The organism is Nitrospiria bacterium (assembly GCA_035517655.1).
GTDB lineage: Bacteria > Nitrospirota > Nitrospiria > JACQBZ01 > JACQBZ01 > JACQBZ01.
In genome coordinates, this window is the sequence record DATIYJ010000028.1 from 1 (window position 1) to 22,409 (window position 22,409).

Consider the following 22,409-nt stretch of genomic DNA (forward strand, 5'->3'; position numbering starts at 1 on the left):
TATGATCTTTTCCGTTTCACCAGGCTCTTCCGCACAAACATTGTCCTTCACGAGAAATTCCAGAGCTTTTCGATAGCCAGGACCGGCCACGTTCAACAACTTTAAGGATTCCGCCCAGGCTGCTTCATTATAGATTTCACAAAACTTCGGTGATAGTTTTTCAACGGACTCCGGGAATTTTGTATTTTCATGCGTATAAGGCAATAATCCGTTTAACCCAAATTCCATAACTGACTGACCTCGCAATGCGGCAGCGGAATAATAGGCGATGAATAGCCGTTGACATTTCTGCAGTGGGCATCGAAACACTACTTCAGCATTAATTACGCTTGTGGTTGGAGTATCAGAGTCGTGGATAAAAGAAAAACAGAACGATGGTTGAATCCCTTTATGGCAACAGGGGCAGGTATCCGGCGTTGCTTTGACGGCTATATCTTGTTCGACATTTAAAGAGTTTTTTACTGTAAAACGATTTTTGGGCACGACTACTTATCCGACTACAGCCCCCGGATAAACCAGTTCTGACCGGAGTCTGCTGCGGTTGAGGTTACAACGGTGATGGCTAAATATCCTTCAAGCACATTGGGCATCTGGCCGCGCGTCTCGTTTCCGTCCCGATGTTCTGTATGAGGGGCTTCTGCCATCTCGCAACTGGGAGCGCCCTGATTACGGGGACAGGATAAGGTGTGGGCTCCAAGTCCGCTGCAAAATCCGCAGGCAACTATCGCCGTTATCAAGCGTTTTGAATCCATAACGCGATGCTACCACAAACTGCCAAGAGTCTGTCAAATGAAAAAGCTCCAATGGTTAAGAATTGAAAGCCCCCCCGTTGGATGTGGCTCCCATTAGACATACTTAATCCGCCGTCCGGCCTTTGAGCCGACCGCCGGTGTCCGGCCACTCACTAACCCCCCTTCTCCCTTGACAATATCGTCGTGATTTCTTATGATGTTTGCTCTTGTTTAAGCGTCCGGCCTGTTTTATACTGAACTCAAAGAGTTAGAGAGAGTTTAATCTTTTCAAACGAGTCAATGCTCATCAAAAGATTGATCCGGATTTAACACAGGTTTGATGATGCCAGGGGAATTTGTCCCGAACAATTATCTTCCGATCTTGGTCTTTATCGCGATCGCGCTCGCCTTCGGCGGCGTGACGCTGGTGCTGGGCAAGATCCTCCGGCCCAGCCGGAAGTACAAGGCCAAGCTGACGCCTTACGAGAGCGGCAGCGTCCCTTTTTCGGACGCCCGCATTCCCTTTCCGCTCCGCTACTACATCATCGCAATGATCTTCGTCATCTTCGATATCGAGACGGTCTTTTTGTATCCGTGGGCCGTGGTCTACAAGGAGCTGAAGCTGCTTGGCCTGATCGAGATGGCGGTGTTTATCCTGGTGTTGCTGGTCGGCTATTTCTATGCCTGGAAGAAAGGGGCCTTGGAATGGGATTGATCGACCGGCAGTTCGAGGCCAACGTCCTGACGACCTCGGTCGATTCCGTGGTGAACTGGGCCCGGAAGTCGTCGCTCTGGCCGATGACCTTCGGCCTGGCCTGCTGCGCGATCGAGATGATGGCGACGGTCTCCTCCCGCTACGACATCGACCGCTTCGGCGCGGGCGTCTTCCGCGCCTCGCCCCGGCAGTCGGACCTGATGATCGTGGCCGGCACGGTCTGCCGGAAGATGGCGCCGGTCATCCGTCGGATCTACGATCAGATGCCCGAGCCGCGTTACGTCATCGCGATGGGCTCCTGCGCCACCTCGGGGAATCATTACAACAGTTACAGCGTCGTCCAGGGGGTGGACCAGATCGTCCCGGTGGACGTCTACGTTCCGGGCTGTCCGCCCCGTCCCGAGGCGCTGCTCCAGGGCCTGATGATGCTTCAGGAAAAAATCAAGCACGAAAAGGTTTTTGTAAAATGAATCCGGAAATCGCACAGAAGATTCAGGAAAAGTTTCCGAGCGAGTTCATCGGGCAGAACGAGTTCCGGAACGAGTTGACCGTGACCGTGAAACCGGACCGGATCGTCGAGATCGCCCGGTTCTTGCGGGACGATCCTTCGACGGCGTTCAACCAGCTCTCGGACATTTTCTCGGTGGACAACTCCGGCCGGTCGGCCGGAGTTGATGAGCGTTTCGAGGTGGTCTACCTGCTGAACTCCATCCCGAATCGTCACCGTCTGAGACTCAAGGCCGTCCTCCGGGAAGATCGCTGCGAGATCGATTCGGTCTGGCCGGTTTGGAAGGCGGCCGGTTTCCTGGAACGCGAGGTGTACGACTTGATGGGGATCCGGTTCCGGAACCATCCCGACCTCCGGCGGATCTTCCTGCCGGAGGATTTCGACGGCCATCCCCTTCGGAAGGAATATCCCACCGAGGGAAAGGGATGGCGCAACACCTTTGAGTTCCTTCCCACCGAGGAGCCGCAGACGTAGCCGCCGGATGGAATTCAAATCGCCACAGAATCCCTCGACGGGCCTGAACGAGGCGCCCCTCCACGACACCGAGCCGCGGCCGATCACCGAGGACCTCCCGCTCCGCCGGAGCGAGGAGCTTCTCCTGAACATGGGCCCCCAGCATCCCGCGACGCACGGGGTGCTCCGCGTGGTGCTGGAGCTGGAGGGCGAAAAGATCCTCAAGGCGACGCCGGACCTGGGCTACCTCCACCGGGGCGTCGAGAAGCTGTGCGAGGGCCTGACCTATCAGCAGATCATCCCCCATACCGACCGGCTGGATTACGTCTGCTCCATGTCGAACAACTTCGCGTACGTCCGCGCCGTTGAAAAGCTCCTCGGCGTTTCGATCCCGGAGCGCGGGGAGTACGTCCGGACGATCATCGCCGAGATGCAGCGGATCGTGGGCCACCTCTTCTGGCTGGGGACGCAGTCGCTGGACATCGGCGCGATGACGATTTTCTTCTGGACCTTCCGCGAGCGCGAGATCCTGCTCGACCTCTTCGAGCGGATTTGCGGGGCGCGGCTGACGATGAACTATTTCCGGGTCGGAGGCGTGAACGGCGATCTCAAGCCGGACGTGATCGCGACTCTTCGAAAGTTCCTGAAAGACTTCCCGTCCAAAATCGACGAGTACGACCGATTGTTAATGAACAACCGGATCTGGATCTCGAGGACCAAGGACATCGCCGTGATCTCGGCCGAGGACGCCGTCGGCTTCGGACTGACCGGCCCGCCGCTCCGGGGCTCCGGCGTCCACTACGACGTGAGGAAGGCCGCGCCGTACGCGGCCTACGGCAAAGTCGATTGGGAGGTTCCGCTGGGATCCAACGGCGACACCTACGACCGGTACTGGATCCGGATGCAGGAGATGAAACAGAGCGCGCGGATCATCGCGCAATGTCTGGATCAGCTTCCGGAGGGTCCGGTCCTGACGGACGTTCCGCAGGTGGTGGCCCCGCCCAAGGAAAAAGTGATGCAGGACATGCAGAGTCTCATTCACCATTTCATCATCTTCACGGAGGGCTTTCGCCCGCCCAAGGGGGAGGTCTACTGCGCCACGGAGGCCCCGAAGGGCGAGCTCGGTTTTTCGATCGTGAGCGACGGGGAGCCGAAGCCCTACCGCTTGAAGATCCGGTCGCCGTCCTTCGTTCATCTGGGGGCCTTCGATCACATGGCCCGCGGCTACATGATCGCCGACATCGTCACGATCTTCGGAACCTACGACATCGTGATGGGGGAATGCGATCGTTGAACGCCGTGAGGCGTAAGGAGTGAGGAGTAAGGGGAGCAGGGGCGGACCCCTGTGTCCGCCCGATGGTGAATCATGAATCCCGAAACGAAAAAACCGGAATTCTCGGAGAAGGCCCGAAAAAAGATCGAGGAGATCCTGACGCACTATCCGGACAAGCGGTCCGCGCTGCTCCCGGTCCTGAACCTGGCCCAGGCCGAGTTCGGGTACATCAGCGAAGAGGTGACGGTCATGGTCGCGCGACTGCTCGACCTCACGCCCCCCAAGGTGTACGAGGTCCTGACGTTCTACACCTTGTTGAACGACCGGCCGGTGGGCCGATACCTGATCCAGTTCTGCCGGACGCTGTCCTGCGCGCTGGTCGGGTCGGAGACGGTCCTGGGCCATCTCAAACAACGGCTGGGGATCGAGGTCGGCGAAACGACGCCGGACGGGCTGTTCACCTTGAGAACGGTGGAATGTCTGGCCTCCTGCGGAACAGCGCCCGTGATGCAGGTCAACGGGGTGTTTTACGAAAAATTGACGCGGGAAAAGATGGACCGGATCTTGGACGACCTGAAACGCGGCGATCCGCCGGTCCCGAAGCCGATGGGAGAGAATTGATCCGATAGGTCGCCGTTTGGCACCGGGTCCTGCGGCTCCGGCGGCTTTCGTTTGACCCGGCCAAGGCTCGGCCGCTCAATTTTCCGAAGAAGCTCAACGGAAAATTGGCCCTGACGGGCCGCGTCCTTCGCCAAGCCGGGCGGCCCCAAACGCAAGCCGAGTCGCCTCTCGGGCCCAGTACCAAACGGCGACGAAATGAACGGGGCTGCCGAAGGACAGGACCCGCCGATGGTTTTGAGCGGACGGACATTATGAAATACGAAAAGATGCTTCATAAGAATTTTGAGGTTCCCGGCTACACCGGAAGCCTGGCCGACTACGAACGACAGGGCGGCTATCTTGCGGTCCGAAAAGTTCTCAAGGAATATTCCCCGGCGCAGCTGACCGATTTGGTCAAGCGCTCCGGCCTTCGCGGCCGCGGCGGCGCGGGCTTTCCGACCGGGATGAAATGGGACTTCCTTCCCAAGGACCCGTCCGTCACGAAATACCTCTGCTGCAACGCGGACGAGAGCGAGCCGGGGACGTTCAAGGATCGCGAGTTGATCGAACGGGACCCGCACCAGTTGATCGAGGGGATGATCCTGGCGGCCTACGCCATCGGGGCCAAGGTTGCGTACGTTTATATCCGCGGGGAATTCGTCTACGGAGGCCGGGTGTTGGAACGGGCCCTGGCGGATGCCTACCGGGCCGCTTATGTCGGCCCAAAAATCTTGAAAAGCGGGACCGGAATCGATATCTTCCTCCATCGCGGCGCCGGGGCCTACATCTGCGGCGAGGAGACGGCGCTTCTGGAATCGATCGAGGGCAAGCGCGGTCTTCCGAGGACGAAGCCGCCTTTTCCGGCCATGCACGGCCTTTACGGAAAGCCGACGGTGATCAACAACGTCGAGACGCTGAGCAACCTTCCGCATATCGTGAACCGGGGCGCGGAGTGGTTCGCGTCGCTCGGCTCGCCGCCCAAGAGTCCCGGGATGCGGATCTTCTCCGTGAGCGGGCATGTGAACCGGCCGGGCAATTACGAGGTGCCGATGGGGATCACGCTTCGGGAGCTGATTCATGAACATGCGGGCGGCGTCCGGGGAAACAAGAAGATCAAGGCGATCATCCCCGGCGGCGCCTCCGCCGCGTTTCTGACCGGGGATTCGCTGGATGTCAAGCTGGATTTCGAAGCGATCGCCCAGGTCGGCTCGATGCTCGGCTCCGGCGGCGTCACCGTCATGGATGAGGACACCTGCATGGTTTGGGCCGCGCTCAACCTGATGGAATTTTTTGCGCACGAGACCTGCGGGAAATGCTCGCCCTGCCGCGAGGGGTCCTCGTGGCTCGTCCAGATGATGCGGCGGATCGAGCACGGCCATGGAAGGATGGAGGACCTCGATCAACTGGTCCGGATCTGCAACGGCATCGGCGGCAAGACGGTCTGCGCGTTCGGCGACGCCGAGATCGCGCCGATTTTGAGCACGCTCAAGCACTGGCGGTCGGATTACGAATACCATATCAAGGAAAAAAAGTGCCTGGTCGGAAACCGGAACGGCACGCTGATTTCGATCGGGGGACATTAGAATCCGGTAGGGGCGACGCGCAAGGAGGATGGATTGTCTGATTCAGTCCAGACCAAGACCGATACAGTGAAATTAACGATCGACGGCCGGGCGGTGGAGGTCCCGAAGGGCACGCTGGTGATCGAGGCCGCGCGGAAGCTGGAGATCGAGATCCCGTTTTTCTGCTACCACCAGAAATTGAAATCCGACGGCAACTGCCGGATGTGTCTGGTCGCGGTTGAAAAGATGCCCAAGCTCCAGGTCTCCTGTTCCCTGCCCGTCTCCGAGGGCATGGTCGTCCACACCGGCACGACCGTCGTGCAGGAAGCCCGGAAGGGCGTGCTGGACTTCCTGCTGGCCAACCATCCCCTGGATTGTCCGATCTGCGACGAGGGCGGCCGATGCCCGCTCCAGAACTACTCGCAGAAATACACCGGCTACGGACAGTACAAGGAGGAGAAGCGGATTTACGAAAAGGATTTTTTCAGCCCGCTGATCGAAAAGGAGATGAACCGCTGCATCCAGTGCATGCGCTGCGTCCGCTATTGCGACGAGGTGATCGATTCCAAGGCCCTGGCCTCCGTCAACCGCGGGTATCACATCGAGATCGGCCATTACGCCGAAAAGCCGCTCGACTGCGAGTTCTGCGGCGGCTGCGTCCAGATCTGTCCGGTCGGCGCGCTCCTCAACCGTCTGCCGCTCTATGAATACCGTCCCTGGATGCTGACCCGGACCGAGACGACCTGCGCCTATTGCGCCGACGGCTGCTCGCTCCGGCTCGAAAGCCGTCCGCAGACCCGCGAGGTGATCGAGGTGACCTCGTTCTGGGGGAACGAGACGAAGACGGTCTGGGGAAAAGGCCGGAACGAGGGGGACCTTTGCGCGAAAGGCTATTTCGGATACCCCTTCGTCAACAGCCCGAAGCGTCTGACGAAGCCCCTGGTCCGCGAGGCGGGCCGGAGGGACGCTCCGCTGGTCGAAACGTCCTGGGAAGAAGCCTTGGAACGCGTCGCGGAAGGATTCGGCCGGATCAAGGGCCGGCACGGCGGCGCGGCCGTCGGCGCGCTGGCCTCGGCCCGTTGCACGAACGAGAATCTCTACGTTTTTCAGAAATTCGTCCGGCTCGTCCTCGGCAGCCCGAACGTCGACAGCAGCGTGCGCTACGGGATGGTGAACGCGGCCCGGGCGCTGACCGAGCTGGTCGGAACGCCGCGGTGGCTTTCCTCGTACGAGGAGATCGCCGGCGCCGATTTGATCTTCCTGATCGGCACGGACATCACCCATTCCAACCCGATCGTCGGGCTGAAGGTCAAGGCCGCGGCCAAGAAGGGCGCGAAGCTGATCGTCGGCTCCCCGCTCCGGCCGCGGATCAGCACGTTGAGCCACATCGTCAACCTGGCGACGCGCCATCTGGCCCATCGCCCGGGCGCGGAGCGGGCCGTCGCGATCGGAATGGTGAAGGCCGCGCTGGAGCAGGGGAAGGCGTCCGCGCCTTCTTCCATCGCCCCGCTGCGGGAGGCGGTTTCGAAGCTGTCTTCAAAGCAGATCGAGTCGGCCGCGGGTCTGGGCTACGACGAGATCCGGGCCGCCGTCTCGGAATGGACCGCGGCCTCCCGGGCCGTGATCGTCTTCGGGGAGTCGATCGTCCGGGCGCGGGACGGGTATGAAACCGTCCGCGTTTTAGGAGACCTGGCCCTTCTGACCGGGAAGCTGACGGCGGAGGGATGCGGCCTGGCCCCCTTGTATGAAGAAAATAACGAGATGGGCGCCTATGAGATGGGCTGCGTTCCGGACCGTCTGCCCGGCCTGGGCCGCTTGGACCTTGAGTCGGATCGGGAACGCGTCCAACGGGCCTGGAAGGAGACGATCCCGACCGGGCCGGGACTCACGATGATCGAAATGCTCCGCGCGGCGCGGGAAGGAAGGATCCGGGCGCTCTATCTGATGGGCGAGAATCCGGTCGGGACTCTGCCGGCCTCGGCGGGCGCGGCCGAGGCGCTGGCGGCGGCCGAGTTCGTCGTAAGCCAGGACCTGTTTCTGACCGAGACCGGGAAGCGGGCCGACGTGGTGTTGCCGGCGGCGAGCTTTGCCGAGCAGAACGGGACCTTTACGAATCAGGAGGGACGCGTCCAGCCGGTGCGGAAGGCCATCGAGCCGGTCCACGGGGCGCGGCCGGACTTTGAGATCCTCTCCCAGATCGCGTTCGAGATGGGTCATCCGCTGGCGTATCAGGACGGCGCCGAAATTTCGCACGAGATCGCCCGGCTCTGGCCTGCCTGCCGGCCAGGCGGGCCCGGCTGGCGGGAAATCCCGGGACGGTCGGAGCCGGCCGTCGCGGCGGATGGGTATCTGGGCGGGCGGCTGACCGAGGGGATTTCGGTGCGGTATCGTCTCGATCCCGCGGAGAAGCGCCCCGCGTCGTCCGACGGGCGCTTTGATCTTGTGATGGGGCCGTTGTTGTTCCATTCCGGAAAAATGTCCCTTAAGGCCGACGGCTTGACCAAGATTCAGGACCGGCCGTTTCTTTACATGGCGCCGGAGGATGCCGAGCGCTTCGGGGTGTCGGAAGGGGGGGCGGTGCGGCTCCGTTCGACCTCGGGGCCGGGATCGGTCGACGTCGCGGTCCGGGTCGACGGGAAATATCCGCCCGGGATGGTCTTCTTCCCCGAGTCGTTCAACGAGCCGCCGGTGAAGGATCTGCTGACGGTCGAGTTGGACAAGGAGTCCCGGGTCCCGACGTTCAAGACGGCCGAGGTCATCATTGAAAAGATAACGTAGGGGCAGGGCTTGCCCTGCCCGGTCCGGGCGCGGCCCCGCCAGCCGGACGGGCAGGAAGCGGCGCCCTTACAAGGATTCTGGAGACGGATGAATGGTGAATATCGCGTTGAATTTAATCGTGGTGCTCGTCACAATCGGGGTCGTGATGGTCACGGTGCTGCTTCACGTGGCCTATCTGACCTATTTTGAACGGAAGATCCTGGGATGGATGCAGGACCGGATGGGTCCGATGGAGGTGGGCTACCACGGCTTGCTGCAGCCGATCGCGGACGGCCTGAAACTTTTTTTCAAGGAAGACATCGTCCCGGCCCAGGCCAACAAGATCATTTTCACACTGGCGCCGATCCTGGTTCTGGTCCCGGCCCTGATCGGTTTCGCCGTGATCCCCTTCGGACGGGATCCCATCCATATCTTCGGCCTGACCTTCCGTCCCTACATCACCGACATCAACATCGGGATTCTCTATATCCTGGCCTTCGCCTCGATCGGGGCCTACGGCGTCCTGCTCGGCGGTTGGGCCTCGAACAACAAATATTCGCTTCTGGGCGGTCTGAGGTCCGCGGCCCAGGTGATCAGCTACGAGCTGTCGCTGGGCCTCTCGATCGTCGGCGTGCTGCTTTTGGCGGGCTCGCTGAGCCTCGTCAAGATCACGGAGGCCCAGGGCGGGGGTCTGCTGCACTGGTTCATCCTCCCGCAGTTCGTGGCCTTTGTGATTTATCTGATCTCGGCGATCGCCGAGACGAACCGCCTGCCCTTCGATCTTCCGGAGGCCGAAAGCGAGCTGGTGGCCGGCTTCTTCACCGAGTACAGCGGGATGCGATTTGCCTTTTTCTTTTTGGCCGAATATGCTAACATGATCCTCGTTTCCTGCATCGCCACGATCCTGTTCCTGGGCGGCTGGCACGCGCCGTTCGAGGCCCTGGGATTCATCCCGCCGATCCTTTGGTTCGTCGGGAAAGTTTACCTCTTCCTGTTTTTCTACATCTGGATCCGCGGCACGCTGCCCCGGCTCCGCTACGACCAGCTCATGATGTTCGGCTGGAAGATCATGATCCCGCTGGCGCTGGCCAACATCCTGGTCACGTCGGCGGTCTTGTATTTTGTAAGGGCGTAAAATGGTCCGTTTGAAGCGATTCATCCAACAGGTCCTGTTCCTGGAGATCCTGGCGGGGTTGGCGGCGACCTTCAAGCATCTTTTTATCCGCCGCATCACGATCCAGTACCCCCACGAAAAACGGGTGCTCCCCAACGGCTACCGCGGGTTCATCGCGCTTCTGCGCTACGACGACGGGACCGAGAAATGCGTCGGCTGCGATCTGTGCGAGGCGGCCTGCCCGTCGCGCGTGATCACGGTGATCAGCGCCGAGGTGGAGGGCCAGCCGCTCAAACGCTACGCCAGGGAATACACCATGGACATGACCCGCTGCGTTTTCTGCGGGTTGTGCGTGGAGGCCTGCCCGGTCAACGCCCTGGGCATGACGAAAGAGTTCGAATACGCGACGTACGACAAGCGCAACCTGAAGCTCCGCAAGGAACAGTTGCTGGCCATCGGGGACAGGGCCTTTCCGGTCCGGGAGACGCGCGTCGAATTTCAGCATCCCCACGCGGCTTTCTTCAACGTGGCGCATCGCGGCTATCCCGCCAAATGATGCGTCGCGCCTGTCGGGCCTGTTCCTTCCGTGCCGGATCAAAACCGTCGATTCGGTTCGAGCGCCGTCGGGTCGGCCCCCGCGCTCCATCCATGAAGACGCCATGACAACGGTCTTGTTTTCGTATTTCGCAGGCATGATCGTGCTGACGGCGGCCGGGGTGGTCGCGTCGCGGAAGCCCGTCAACAGCGCCCTTTCGCTGCTGGTCATGTTTTTTCACGTGGCCGGACTGTTCGTGCTCCTGGACGCCGAGTTCATCGCGGCCGTCCAGATCATCGTCTATGCCGGCGCCATTCTGGTTCTTTATCTTTTTGTGGTGATGCTGCTCAATCTGCGCGGTGAAGAGAGTTATCACACGCAGTATCTCGTCGGTCTGACGATCGGGCTGGCGATCCTGATCGAGGCCGTCCTCGTCGTGAGCCGGTCCGGGTTCGCGGATCGCGTCCCGTCGGACCCCGCGCCCGCCGCCTCCCTCGCCGGAAACACGGAAGGAATCGGCCGGGCCCTGTACACGACCTATCTGTTTCCGTTCGAGGTGGCCTCGATGATCCTTCTGCTCGCGATGATCGGGGCGATCATTCTGGCGAAAAAGGGGATGTTCGACCGGTGAGAAAGAAATCGGTGGAATGATGGTTCCGCTGTCGTATTACGTGATGCTCAGCACGGTGGTCTTCCTGATCGGCGTCGTCGGAGTGCTGATCCGGAGGAACATCATCGTTCTTCTGCTCTCGATCGAGCTGATGCTCAACGCGGCCAACATCAACTTCGTCGCGTTTTCGCATTACCTCCGGAACCTCAACGGCCAGGTCTTTGTCTTTTTCGTCCTGACGGTGGCCGCGGCCGAGGTGGTGGTCGGCCTGGCCATCATCATCGCGCTCTACCGCGGGAAGGCCACGGTCCAAATCGAGAACATCAACCTGATGAAAGGGTGATGACGACGGACGCGCTCATTCCTCTCCTTCCTTTTGCGGCCTTCGTGGTGATCGGACTGGGGGACCTTTTCGGCCGGGGCTTCGGTTCCCGCGCCCATTGGATCGCGGTGCCGGCGGCGTTCGGCTCGCTGCTGTTTTCGCTGATCGCCTTCGGCTCGGTTCTCTCGGGCGGCCCGCACGACCTTCCCCTGTACACCTGGGCCGTTTCGGGAAGCTTCCGGGCCTCGATCGGTATCCATATCGACGCCCTGACGGCCGTGATGCTGCTGCTCGTCACGATCGTGAGCGCCCTCGTTCATCTCTATTCCGTCGGATACATGCGCGGCGACCGCGGTTACGCCCGCTTCTTCGCCTACCTCGGACTGTTCACCTTTTCGATGCTGATGCTGGTGACGGCCTCCAATTTGCTCCAGCTGTACGTCTTCTGGGAGGCGGTCGGTCTTTGCTCGTATCTGCTCATCGCCCACTGGTACGAGCGGCCCGCGGCCGCGGCGGCCGCCACCAAGGCCTTCCTCGTCAACCGGGTGGGGGATTTCGGTTTCGCGCTCGGGATTTTCCTCGTCTTCCGCCTCGTCGGTTCGCTGGACTACGACCGGGTGTTTGCCGAGCTGCCCAAGCACGCGGGCGAGGTGATCACGGTCGCCGGGTTTGACGTTCAAGCGGTCACGCTCGTTGCCCTGCTGCTTTTCATGGGCGCGGTCGGAAAATCGGCCCAGCTTCCGCTGCATGTCTGGCTGCCCGACGCGATGGAGGGCCCGACGCCCATCTCGGCCTTGATCCATGCGGCCACGATGGTGACGGCCGGCGTCTTCATGATCGCCCGCTTGATCCCGATCTTCAGCCTGTCCGCCGCGGCGATGAGCGTCGTGGCCGCGACGGGGGCCGCGACCGCCCTGTTCGCCGCCACGATCGCGCTGACCCAGAACGACATCAAACGCGTCGTGGCCTACTCGACCGTGAGCCAGCTGGGCTACATGGTGATGGCCTGCGGCCTGGGGGCGTCGACGGCCGGAATCTTCCACCTGCTCACGCACGGGGCCTTCAAGGCCCTCCTCTTCCTCGGCTGCGGGAGCGTGATCCACGCGCTGGCGGGGGAGCAGGATTTGAGAAAGATGGGCGGACTGAAATCACGGCTTCCCGTGACCTACTGGACTTTTTACATCGGCGCGCTGGCCCTGGCCGGGATCCCGCCGCTCGCCGGTTTTTTCAGCAAGGATGAAATCCTGGTCCGGGCCTTTCTCTCCGGCGGGGCCGGGATTCTGTTCTGGGGCGTCGGGGTCGCGACGGCCTTCCTGACGGCCTTCTACATTTTTCGTCTGATCTACGCCGTTTTTCACGGCGCGTCCCGGCTCGATCCGAAGACGGCGGCCTCCGTGCACGAGTCGCCGCCCGTGATGACGGTCCCCCTGGTCGTGCTGGCCGTTCTGTCGGTGACGGTTGGATGGGCGGGGCTGCCGATTCAGGGTCTAAACGGGATCGAGGCCGTGCTCGGTCCGCTGCTCTCCCCCGGCGGGTCGTCCGAGCCGGTCTCCGGACAGGCGAGCCTCCTTCTCCCGTTGATGGGAATTTCGGTCGCGGCGGCCCTCTCCGGTTGGATGACGGCACGGTATTTTTATTTGACCCGGCCGGAACTGCCGGAACGGCTGGCGACACGCGCGCCCGCGCTTTACCGGCTCTCGCTGAACAAATGGTATTTCGACGAACTGTACGACCGTGTCATCGTCCGGCCGACACGCCGCCTCGCGGACCGGCTTTGGCGGACCGTGGACGTTCATACCATCGACGAAGCGGTCAACGGGGTGGGGAGGGAGACCCTGGCCGGGGCCCGGATCCTCCGTCTCATTCAGAGCGGCCAGCTCCAGCATTACGCGCTGGTGATGATGGTGGGCACCTTCGTGATTCTGACGGTTTACTTGATCGTGCAATAAGGCGGGGAATGAACATCGACCGATGAACGGGAATATGGGACATCTCTTGAGCATCCTGATCTTTCTTCCGCTGGCGGGGGCGGTCGTCCTGGCCTTTTTCCCCGGCAACGACGCCGGCGTCCGCCGGATCGCGTTGGGCCTGACCGTCGCCGCTTTTCTCGTCTCGATCCCGCTTCTCGGGTCCTTCGATCCGTCCTCGCAGGGGATGCAGTTCGTCGAGCGGGTTCCGTGGGTCCCGTCGTTTCATATCGAATACGCCGTGGGCGTGGACGGGATCAGCCTCCTGTTCGTTTTGCTGACGACGCTGCTCTCGCCGATCTGCGTCCTGGCCTCCTGGACGGCCGTGACCGCACGGGTGAAGGAGTTCATGATCGCCCTTCTCGTGATGGAGGCGGCCATGATCGGCGTCTTCGTCTCGCTGGACTTCGTCCTGTTCTACGTCTTCTGGGAGGCGATGCTGATCCCGATGTACCTGATCATCGGAGTCTGGGGCGGCCCCAACCGGATTTATGCCGCGATCAAGTTCTTCCTGTATACCCTGGCCGGAAGCCTCCTATTGCTGGTGGCGATCATCGTGCTGTACTTTTCCGGGGGGCGGACCTTCGACATCCTCCATCTGATGGGCCAGCCCTATCCGGCCGCGGTCCAGGTTTGGATTTTCTGGGCCTTTTTCCTCGCGTTCGCGATCAAGGTTCCGATGTTTCCCTTCCATACCTGGCTTCCGGACGCGCACGTCGAGGCGCCCACCGCCGGCAGCGTGATCCTGGCCGGCATTCTGCTGAAGATGGGGGGATACGGCTTCCTTCGCTTCTGCCTCCCGATGGTGCCCCAGGCCTCGCGGTCCTTCACCGGGATCGTCCTGGCGCTTTCGGCGATCGCGATCCTGTACGGCGCGTACATGGCGCTGGCCCAGACGGATCTCAAAAAACTGATCGCGTACTCCTCGGTCTCCCACATGGGGTTCGTGACGCTGGGGATCTTCGTCCTGAACGCCCAGGGCATCGAGGGCGCGCTGCTCCAGATGGTCAATCACGGGATCACGACCGGGGCGCTCTTCCTCCTGGTCGGCATGCTCTATGACCGGACGCACAGCCGGCAGATCGCGGACTACGGCGGGATCGCGCGGCCGATGCCCCGCTACGGCGCGATGCTTTCGATCTTCGCCCTCTCGTCGCTGGGCCTCCCGGGGATGAACAGTTTCGTGGGCGAGTTTCTGGTGCTCCTGGGGGCCTTCATGACGCATGCCGGCATCGCCGTCGCGGCCACGCTGGGCGTCATCCTGGCCGCGGTCTATCTTCTCTGGATGGTCCAGCGCGTCCTGTTCGGGCCGATCACGACGTCCGACAACGCGCGGCTGATGGACCTCGGTGGGCGCGAGATGGCGATCCTCGTCCCGCTCGTCGTCCTGGTGTTTGCCATCGGGTTCTATCCCGACCCGCTGCTGTCCCTGATGCATGCCAGCGTGAACCATCTCCTGACGCAGGTCAACGTGGCCGCGCCGCTTCAGCTTTCGGAGGTCTGGACGCGGCCATGAATTTTTCGGTCGCCGACATCGGCGCGGTGCTTCCCGAAATCATCGTGGCGGTCTACGCCTGCGCCGTCCTTCTGATCGAGCCGTTTCTTCCGAAAGACCGCCGGGACGTCCTGGCCTATTTCGGGTTCGCGGCGCTGGGCCTGGCGTTCTGGGGGACGTCGCGCGTCATGTGGACCGATCTTTCGGTCCTGAACGGCATGTTCGTCCTGGATCCCTTCGGCAATTTCTTCAAGCTGCTCCTCTACGTCGCGGCCGCGATGACGATCCTGCTCTCGATGGGCTATCTCAAGCGCGAGGGAATCCACCTGGGGGAGTATTACGCCTTCGTCCTGTTCGCCACCTGCGGGATGATGATCCTGGTGTCCGCCTCCGACCTCATCACGGTCTTCCTGGGGCTGGAGCTGATGTCGATCACGTTTTACATCCTCGCCGGCTTCAAGCGCTTCGAGGAAAAATCGCTCGAGGCCGCGGCCAAGTACTTCATCCTGGGCTCCTTTTCAACCGGGATACTCCTGTTCGGAATCTCGCTGCTGTACGGGCTGTCCGGGACGACCAACCTGCAGGCCCTGGCACTCCATCTCCGGGGAACGGAGCTCCAGAGTCCGGCCTGGATCCTGGCGATGATTCTGCTCGTGGTGGGGTTCGGATTCAAGATCGCGGCCGTTCCGTTCCATATGTGGGCGCCGGACGTCTATGAAGGGGCCCCCACGCCGGTCACGGCGTTTCTTTCGGTCGGCTCCAAGGCGGCCAGCTTCGCCGTCTTCATCCGGGTCTTCATCGAAGCCCTGGGCGGGATGCAGTCCGACTGGCGGCCGCTGCTGATTTCCCTCTCGGTCGTCACGATCGTGACGGGAAACGTCGTGGCGCTGGTTCAGACGAACATCAAGCGGATGCTGGCCTACTCCAGCGTCGCCCACGCCGGATACGCCCTGATCGGCCTGATCGTCGGCGATGCGCTCGGGATCTTCAGCCTCATGCTCTACATGCTGGTCTACGCCTTCATGACCCTCGGCGCCTTCGGGGTCGTGACGCTGCTCCGCCGGGAAGGGGTCGAAGGGGACGAGATCCGCGACTTCGCGGGCCTGGCCCGCAAAGACCGGCTGACGGCCTTCGCGATGCTGATCTTCATGTTCTCGCTGGCCGGGATCCCGCCGACGGCCGGCTTCGTCGCGAAGTTTTATATTTTCATGGCGGCGGTCAACGCGCACCTGACTTGGCTGGTCGTCCTCGGGGTGGTCTTCACGGCCGTCTCGGCCTATTTCTATCTGCGGGTCGTGATGGTAATGTACATGAAGGAGCCCGACCAGGCGGTCCAGCTCGTGGCCCCGCGGGGGGCCGTCGTGGTCCTGGCCGTCGCGGCCGCGGCGGTGCTGCTGCTGGGAATCTATCCCAGCCCGTTTTTGGATTACGCCCAGCAGGCCGTGCTCAAGTTGCGCTAACCGTTTGAAGCGGAGGAATGGTTGAAGTGAATTCCATGGTTAGATTGTTGCGGCGCGGGTTGAATCGTTCACCGCGGGCTTTGAGATCCCTGTTGATCCTAATCGCCGTTTTCGGCGCGGTCGGGACTGCGGCGGCCGACGCCGACGTCAAGTTCGGCGGCGAGTTCCTCACGCGATATTTTTACGACAATAACATGACCGATCCCCGCGGCAACGGCGTGGGCCCCTGCCGGGGGCCGGACGGGGTGCCGGGAACGGCCGACGACAGCTGCAAGGACCAGGAGTCCTTCGCCGACGCCCGCTTCCGCTTGAAGATCATGGCGACCGAGGACATCGTGACGGGCGTGGTCCTGGTCGATTTCTTCAACGGGCGGCAGGGTCGGGACGCGGCCACGCTCAACGCCCCGTTGACGGGCAACGGGACCGGCGATCGGATCCTGGGGAGCCAGGGTTTCGGCCAGAGTTTGAACACCGTGGACCTAAGGGAAGGGTATCTCCGGATCAGCTGGCCGGCGGCCCACCTGGTCATCGGCCGCCAGGCCGTCACCCTGGGCCACGCGATGATCCTGGACGACACGGCGGACGCCGTCGCGGTGGCGATCCCGATCGGATGGGCCAGCTTCACCGTCATGGATCTATTTCTGGACAACACGGCCAACGGGACCGGGAGCACGTCGGCCTATCTGGCCGATTTCAACATCGACCCGACGGCCGCGTTCAAATCGAGCCTCTTCGCGTTGTTTCTGAAGGACCGCGGACCGAACCTTTCCTTCGGCCAGACCGCGTTCTTCGCCCCGTGCGGGATCGGGACTTCCGCCGACTGTCCGGTTTCCAATTTCGGAGACGACCAGGCGACGGTCGCGACCCTGGGATGGGCCATGGATCGTCAGGGGGCATCCTTGCGTTGGGCCACCGAGCTGGATTTCCTCAAAGGCACGATCCACACCAACGATCCCACCGTTCTGAATCCGTCCGGGCGCGATGTCAAGCTGAAGGGGGGAAACGCCCTCGGAGAGTTCGGCTGGACGGGGGGCCGGCTCGACGCGCTTCTGACCGGTCTGTACACGACCGGACAGAAGGCCGCCGACCTTCCGCCGAACGGAGGCAAGATGAACATCAACGCCATCTCCCCCAATTTCGTCCTGGGCAACATCCTTGTGAACAACGAGACGACGAGCGATCGGGACGGCGGGAACATCGGGGGCCTCACCGCGGCCAAACTGGCGATCGGCTTTAGACCGGACGCCGTGTTCCGCGCCGAGCTGGCCGGGATCTGGGCCCGGCTGACGGAAGAACCGGCGGCCCAGGCCTCGCGCAGTCTCGGCTGGGAATGGGACGCCAACGCCGCCTGGCAATTGGACCCGCACCTCGTCTTGACGGGCGGTTTCGGCTTCCTCATATCCGGCAAGGCCTGGACGGTCCTGTTCAGCGATCCGCGGGTCAACAACATGATCAAGGTCTCGACGAAACTGAGCTACACCTTTTGAACCCGGGACGCCTTTTATTGTATATTATTCGTAAAACAAATTTGGAGGACATGCTCATGAAATTCATCAAGATCTTCATCATCGCGGCGGGGGCGGGTCTGTTGACGGCCGGGGCCGCCCTGGCCGAAAACAGCCTCCAGTCGGGCGCCAAGGCCCTTTCGTTCGGGATTGTCGACCGGGGCGTCGAGATTTCCGGAAGAGTTTTTCCGAACAACGACCTGGCGGTCCTGGGGGGAATCGGCATCGCCCACGCAAGCAACGACGAAAGCACGACGGATTACAGCCTGTCGGCCGGGGTCCGCAAATACCTCCGGAGAAGCGACCTGGCCCCCTTCGTCGGCGGGGAGGCCTCCTTCAAGCGGAACGACGTCGTCGTGGGCTCCGGCGGGGGAACGGACGTCGAGTCGGAGAAGACCTTCGAGATCGACGGCGTTTTCGGCGTGGAGTATTTCTTCGCCAAGCAGGTCAGCGTCGACGCCCAGGTCGGGGTCGGCATCTCCGACATCCACAACGTCAACGGGAGCGGAGCGAACGAAACGCAGTTCGGGACCTTCAGCTCGGGCGTGACGGTGAACTTCTATCTGCCGTGACGAGGGACCCCCTATTTTCTTATGATTAAATTTACGGCCTATAACAACGTCGCCATCCCTTCCTTTCTGTACGGAACCGCCTGGAAGAAGGAGGCCACCGCGAGACTGGTTCAGCTGGCCGTTGCTTCGGGCTTCACCGCCGTCGACACGGCCAATCAGCTCATCCATTACGATGAAGCCCTCGTGGGCGAGGCCCTGCTTGCGCTCGGCCGGAAGGGCGTCAAGCGGGAAGCGCTTTTTCTGCAGACCAAGTTTACGCCGGCCGGGGGCCAGGACCATCGCACGCCCTATGACGCCTCCGCGGATATCACCACCCAGGTCGGACAGTCCTTTGAAAGCTCGCTGAAACACCTTCATACGGACTACATCGACTCTTATGTCCTGCACGGACCCTATTCACGCGCGGGACTGGGAGCGGAGGACTGGGAGGTTTGGGCCGCGCTGGAAGGGATCCATCGGTCGGGCAAAGCGAAGATGATCGGCATCTCCAACGTCAACGCCGGACAATTAAGACTGCTGTGCGAGAAGGCGGCCGTCAAGCCCATGGTGGTGCAGAACCGCTGTTATGCCGTTACGGGCTGGGACCAAGACGTCCGGGAGGTCTGCCGGGCCCGCGGGATCATCTATCAGGGCTTCTCGCTCTTGACCGCGAACCGGGATATCCTGGGCGATCCGGACATCGCGGCGATCGCCCTGCGCCTGGGGACGGGTCCTCTTCAGGTCATCTTCCGCTTTGCGATGCAAATCGGGATTCTGCCGTTGACCGGAACGACGAGCGAGCGGCACATGAAGGAGGATTTAGAAGCCCTGAACCTGGAACTCACCCCGGATGAAACGAAGTTGATTGAAACGATCGCGGTGTAATGATGGGCACCGCAATATAAAAACCTGAGGATACCGGCCATTCTAAGAACTCCGGGACTCCGAACCTTCCATGGGTACTCGAAAGGAGACGTCATGAAAAAAACCGCCATCGCCGCCATGCTCTGGCTTGCCGTTGCGTCACCCGTCATCGCCGCCGAAGGGACTCCGCCGGCCCAGGGGGCCGACCCCAATTTCGATCAAAGGAAGGCGACGATTCTAAAGATGTTAGACGCCCGGATCGCCAACATGCAACTGCTGAAGAGTTGCGTCGATAAAACCAAGAGTCAGGAAGATATAAAGACCTGCATGCAAAACAACAGTGCCCGGATGCAACAGCGCCGTCCGGGAGGCCCGGGACAGGGCGGCCCGGACGGTCCCAAGACCCCGTAGTTCATCGGCGGATCGGATTCGCCGCCCCGACGCGTATATTCGATCTGCATCATTATATATAGGTTCAATAGAGAGGATGGGCGGGGGGTGCGTATTTGCCGCCGGTGGTTCGAGTGAATCAAAGATGCGGGTCGATAACGGCGAACATCCTTTCAGCCACCTAGGCCAGTTGCTCTGCCTTGCTTTGTTTCTGGTTCTTTGGGTAGTGGACTCGTTTGTCCTTCACCTGTCGACATCCCTCTCGAATTTCGTGCCGCTGTATGTCCGGCTGGTCTTCCTGGGACTTTCTCTGGCCGGCGCCGTCTATCTTGTCCGCTCCGCGCACGGGGTCGTCCGTCCGGACGAGCGTCCGGCCGGCGTGGTGACGACCGGAGCCTTCAAATACGTAAGGCATCCCATCTATCTGGGAAGCCTCCTGACCTACCTCGGACTTGCGATCTCGACGGGATCGCTTCTCTCCCTCGCGTTGCTCGCGGGGATCTTTCTTTTCCACAATTCCATTGCGAGCTATGAGGAAGAAGTGCTGCTGGCGAGGTTCGGAGAGGAGTATGGACGCTATAAGAAAAGAACGGGGAAATGGGTTCCGAGAATCGGCGGAAGGGCTGAGGAAACCGATGCCGTCTAAACGCCGCGCGTCCTGTCATCCGTCTTCGATGGGAATATTGACCCGTCCCGCCTAAAGCGGTATAATCCTCCTCATTCCTCCGTCGCGGGCCGATCCTGCCGACTCTAACTTTCACGCGGCGCCATCTGGCGGAGGGAGAGGAATTGTCCATGCCCGGCCTCTTTTTGTTCATCTCTCAAAACTCATCCATCCAGTGTCCGTCACGTTATCCGCGTTCTTTAATGAAGAGTTTTATCGCTATCCCAATTATGGTCACTATCAGTCTCGGCTCCTTACCTGTGTTCGCAACAGGTGGGGTTGAGAATGATCCATGTAAAGTGCTCGTGCCATCTGAACTGCTCGCTCAAGTAAAGGCCATGAAAAACCCGCTTCCTTCCAGTCTGAAAATTATTGATGATGGAAAAGCTATATACGAAGGCAAGGGGACCTGTTTTACCTGTCATGGTTTGAGCGGCAAAGGGGACGGAGATAAAGCAAAATCTCTGGATCCCGCTCCTCGAAATCTCACGAATCCAAAATTCCAAGATTGCAAAACGGATGGAGAAATATTCTGGGTCATCAGGTATGGAATCCCAGGTACTGGCATTATGCCATTGACCAACATACATACTCTTCCTAAAGGTGTTCTTATTACTGATAACGAGGCTTGGACGCTTACCCAATACGTGCGGACCTTCAAGGGTAAATAAAAGAAATAGAGTCCATGAAAGACTTCGGGCGCGGCATTCTAGTCTCGAATTCGGTATTGCTTTCTGAAAGTATTAATTTTTTATAAAATTGTTGCGTGTATTTATAAATGAATATATTAATATTTATACTATCAATAGCTTTCCTTTGCGGTAATGCAGTGGCCGAAGAGGGATCTTGTACGAAGGCTGAAGCGATGGAAGCCGAAAGCTCGGTCTCACGGCTGACTAATTGGGAAGATGTTTACAAATCGTTTAAGAAGTTTCGGTTCTGTGATGACGGAGCTATTGCCGATGGATATTCTGATGTGGTCGTACGATTGCTTTCAAATCAGTGGAGTCAATTAAAGGCGCTTATTAAGCTTTCATCATCCGATAAGGAATTTTTTGTATTCGTAGTAAAACACATTGATGCGACCGCTGACAAATCTGATGTTGAAAATATCATCGTCAACAGCGGTACAAAATGCCCTGAGTCAGCGAAGACCGTTTGTTCAAAGATTGAGAAATCTGCAAGAGAAGCGTTAATAGAGATTCAGAAATATAGTAAGCCGTAACACCCTCGCGCGCGGGCGGGGTAGGGTTTAGATATTGCTCTTTATCGCTGAGAGGATGGAATGGCCAAAATCATCGTCGGGGTGATGGGACCGGGAGATTCCGCAAGCGAGGAAGATTGCCGAAACGCCCGTGAACTCGGGCGGCGGATCGCGCTTGAGGGGTGGGCCGTGTTGAGCGGCGGACTCTCGGTCGGCGTCATGGACGCGGTCAGCCGCGGGGCGAAGGAGGCGGGGGGTCTCGTGATCGGCGTTCTTCCGACGGCCGATCGTCAGGGCGCCTCCCCCGCGGTCGACATTCCTATTGTCACCGGCATGGGGAGCGGCCGGAACAATATCAATGCCCTCACGAGCGATCTGGTGATCGCCTGCGGTATGAGCGCCGGGACCGCCTCGGAGATTGCCCTCGCCGTGAGAGCCGGAAAAGCGGTGATCCTTCTGACGAGCGACGAGCCGGCGATCCGGTTTTTTCAAAGCCTGGATCCGAAGAAGGTCTTCCCCGCAAAAGATCCGGCGGAGGCCATCGAGATCGCCTAGCGGTTGCTCGCTTTGCTTGGAGGAGGAAACTCGGAATTCCGGGGACACTTTACTTAAATCCCGGAAGGCTCCCCTCCGGCCTCGCGCGCGGGGATGATGGGATGAAAGACGGAATGATTTAATGATCGGAGGTGCGGTATGAAAATCATTGTGATCGGGGCGACGGGGACGATCGGAACGGCGGTGGCCGCCGCCTTGGCGCAGCGCCACACCGTGGTTCGCGTGGGAAACCGGAAGGGGGACTATCAGGTGAATCTCGCCTCTCCCGATTCCATCAAAAAACTTTTTAACGCCGTGGCCCCTTTCGACGCCGTGGTCTGCGCCGCGGGGCTCGCGAAATTCGGTCCTCTGATTGAATTGACGGACGAGGACTTCGAGCTCAGTTTTTCCAACAAGCTGATGGGCCAGATCAACGTGGTGCGGCTGGGGCTTCCTCAGATTTCGAAAGGGGGATCGTTCACGCTGACCAGCGGCATTTTGAGCCTTGAACCCATGCCGGGAAGCGCGGCGATCAGTCCCGTGAATGCCGGGATCGAAGGCTTCGTCCGCGCGGCGGCCCTGGAGCTGCCGCGCG

24 protein-coding genes are annotated in these 22,409 nt (G+C 60.6%); 23 read left to right on the forward strand and 1 reads right to left on the reverse strand.

All coding sequences use genetic code 11. The features are described from left to right. A partial coding sequence (locus tag VLY20_05685; GenBank protein HUK56130.1) for a hypothetical protein occupies positions 1 to 483 on the reverse strand: 483 nt, incomplete at its 3' end. A 591-nt stretch (positions 484 to 1,074) separates the two neighbouring features. Between VLY20_05685 and ndhC the strand changes: the two genes are divergently transcribed. The 23 genes from ndhC to VLY20_05800 all read left to right on the forward strand — a co-directional run. Further along, entirely contained in the window at positions 1,075 to 1,446 is a 372-nt protein-coding gene (ndhC, locus tag VLY20_05690) for an NADH-quinone oxidoreductase subunit A (protein ID HUK56131.1), read from the forward strand. Then, positions 1,437 to 1,916, forward strand: a complete 480-nt coding sequence (locus tag VLY20_05695) for an NADH-quinone oxidoreductase subunit B family protein (GenBank protein HUK56132.1) — start codon at positions 1,437 to 1,439, stop codon at positions 1,914 to 1,916. The genes ndhC and VLY20_05695 overlap by 10 nt, the downstream gene beginning before the upstream one ends. Next, on the forward strand, positions 1,913 to 2,428 hold the full coding sequence (locus VLY20_05700) for an NADH-quinone oxidoreductase subunit C (GenBank protein HUK56133.1): 516 nt from the start codon (positions 1,913 to 1,915) through the stop codon (positions 2,426 to 2,428). The genes VLY20_05695 and VLY20_05700 overlap by 4 nt, the downstream gene beginning before the upstream one ends. A 130-nt stretch (positions 2,429 to 2,558) precedes the next feature. After that, entirely contained in the window at positions 2,559 to 3,701 is a 1,143-nt protein-coding gene (gene nuoD, locus VLY20_05705) for an NADH dehydrogenase (quinone) subunit D (GenBank protein ID HUK56134.1), read from the forward strand. 72 nt (positions 3,702 to 3,773) lie between these two features. Beyond that, on the forward strand, positions 3,774 to 4,301 hold the full coding sequence (gene nuoE, locus VLY20_05710; GenBank protein ID HUK56135.1) for an NADH-quinone oxidoreductase subunit NuoE: 528 nt from the start codon (positions 3,774 to 3,776) through the stop codon (positions 4,299 to 4,301). Positions 4,302 to 4,552: 251 nt separating this feature from the next. Beyond that, a complete protein-coding gene (nuoF, locus tag VLY20_05715; GenBank protein ID HUK56136.1) occupies positions 4,553 to 5,863 on the forward strand; it encodes an NADH-quinone oxidoreductase subunit NuoF in 1,311 nt (436 codons plus the stop codon). A gap of 33 nt (positions 5,864 to 5,896) precedes the next feature. Beyond that, positions 5,897 to 8,620, forward strand: coding sequence for an NADH-quinone oxidoreductase subunit NuoG (gene nuoG, locus VLY20_05720; GenBank protein ID HUK56137.1), 2,724 nt, complete (start codon positions 5,897 to 5,899; stop codon positions 8,618 to 8,620). A gap of 91 nt (positions 8,621 to 8,711) precedes the next feature. Continuing rightward, the gene (gene nuoH / locus VLY20_05725) at positions 8,712 to 9,734 is read left to right on the forward strand and encodes an NADH-quinone oxidoreductase subunit NuoH (GenBank protein ID HUK56138.1); all 1,023 of its coding nucleotides are present in this window, start codon (positions 8,712 to 8,714) and stop codon (positions 9,732 to 9,734) included. A 1-nt stretch (position 9,735) separates the two neighbouring features. Beyond that, positions 9,736 to 10,269 (forward strand): NADH-quinone oxidoreductase subunit NuoI, encoded by a 534-nt coding sequence (gene nuoI / locus VLY20_05730; protein ID HUK56139.1) that lies wholly within the window; start codon positions 9,736 to 9,738, stop codon positions 10,267 to 10,269. Positions 10,270 to 10,372: 103 nt separating this feature from the next. Continuing rightward, a complete protein-coding gene (locus VLY20_05735; GenBank protein ID HUK56140.1) occupies positions 10,373 to 10,879 on the forward strand; it encodes an NADH-quinone oxidoreductase subunit J in 507 nt (168 codons plus the stop codon). Between the two features lie 16 nt (positions 10,880 to 10,895). Further along, positions 10,896 to 11,201: an NADH-quinone oxidoreductase subunit NuoK gene (nuoK, locus tag VLY20_05740; GenBank protein ID HUK56141.1), complete on the forward strand. Its 306-nt coding sequence runs from the start codon at positions 10,896 to 10,898 to the stop codon at positions 11,199 to 11,201. Beyond that, positions 11,201 to 13,129, forward strand: a complete 1,929-nt coding sequence (nuoL, locus tag VLY20_05745; protein ID HUK56142.1) for an NADH-quinone oxidoreductase subunit L — start codon at positions 11,201 to 11,203, stop codon at positions 13,127 to 13,129. Before nuoK ends, nuoL begins: the two co-directional genes overlap by 1 nt. A 34-nt stretch (positions 13,130 to 13,163) precedes the next feature. After that, positions 13,164 to 14,663: an NADH-quinone oxidoreductase subunit M gene (locus VLY20_05750; protein HUK56143.1), complete on the forward strand. Its 1,500-nt coding sequence runs from the start codon at positions 13,164 to 13,166 to the stop codon at positions 14,661 to 14,663. Continuing rightward, positions 14,660 to 16,102, forward strand: a complete 1,443-nt coding sequence (locus VLY20_05755; protein ID HUK56144.1) for an NADH-quinone oxidoreductase subunit N — start codon at positions 14,660 to 14,662, stop codon at positions 16,100 to 16,102. The genes VLY20_05750 and VLY20_05755 overlap by 4 nt, the downstream gene beginning before the upstream one ends. 35 nt (positions 16,103 to 16,137) lie before the next feature. Further along, positions 16,138 to 17,589: a hypothetical protein gene (locus tag VLY20_05760; protein HUK56145.1), complete on the forward strand. Its 1,452-nt coding sequence runs from the start codon at positions 16,138 to 16,140 to the stop codon at positions 17,587 to 17,589. Between the two features lie 56 nt (positions 17,590 to 17,645). Next, positions 17,646 to 18,179 (forward strand): hypothetical protein, encoded by a 534-nt coding sequence (locus tag VLY20_05765; protein ID HUK56146.1) that lies wholly within the window; start codon positions 17,646 to 17,648, stop codon positions 18,177 to 18,179. Between the two features lie 21 nt (positions 18,180 to 18,200). Next, a complete protein-coding gene (locus VLY20_05770) occupies positions 18,201 to 19,043 on the forward strand; it encodes an aldo/keto reductase (GenBank protein HUK56147.1) in 843 nt (280 codons plus the stop codon). Between the two features lie 93 nt (positions 19,044 to 19,136). Beyond that, complete coding sequence (locus VLY20_05775) at positions 19,137 to 19,433, forward strand: hypothetical protein (protein HUK56148.1); 297 nt, start codon at positions 19,137 to 19,139, stop codon at positions 19,431 to 19,433. A gap of 124 nt (positions 19,434 to 19,557) precedes the next feature. Next, the gene (locus tag VLY20_05780) at positions 19,558 to 20,058 is read left to right on the forward strand and encodes an isoprenylcysteine carboxylmethyltransferase family protein (GenBank protein ID HUK56149.1); all 501 of its coding nucleotides are present in this window, start codon (positions 19,558 to 19,560) and stop codon (positions 20,056 to 20,058) included. 149 nt (positions 20,059 to 20,207) lie between these two features. Then, complete coding sequence (locus tag VLY20_05785) at positions 20,208 to 20,747, forward strand: cytochrome c (protein HUK56150.1); 540 nt, start codon at positions 20,208 to 20,210, stop codon at positions 20,745 to 20,747. Positions 20,748 to 20,941: 194 nt separating this feature from the next. Continuing rightward, positions 20,942 to 21,301, forward strand: a complete 360-nt coding sequence (locus tag VLY20_05790; GenBank protein ID HUK56151.1) for a hypothetical protein — start codon at positions 20,942 to 20,944, stop codon at positions 21,299 to 21,301. A gap of 60 nt (positions 21,302 to 21,361) precedes the next feature. After that, complete coding sequence (locus tag VLY20_05795) at positions 21,362 to 21,835, forward strand: cytochrome (GenBank protein HUK56152.1); 474 nt, start codon at positions 21,362 to 21,364, stop codon at positions 21,833 to 21,835. A 138-nt stretch (positions 21,836 to 21,973) separates the two neighbouring features. Continuing rightward, positions 21,974 to 22,409 (forward strand): short chain dehydrogenase (locus VLY20_05800; GenBank protein HUK56153.1); only part of this gene is annotated, 436 nt, incomplete at its 3' end.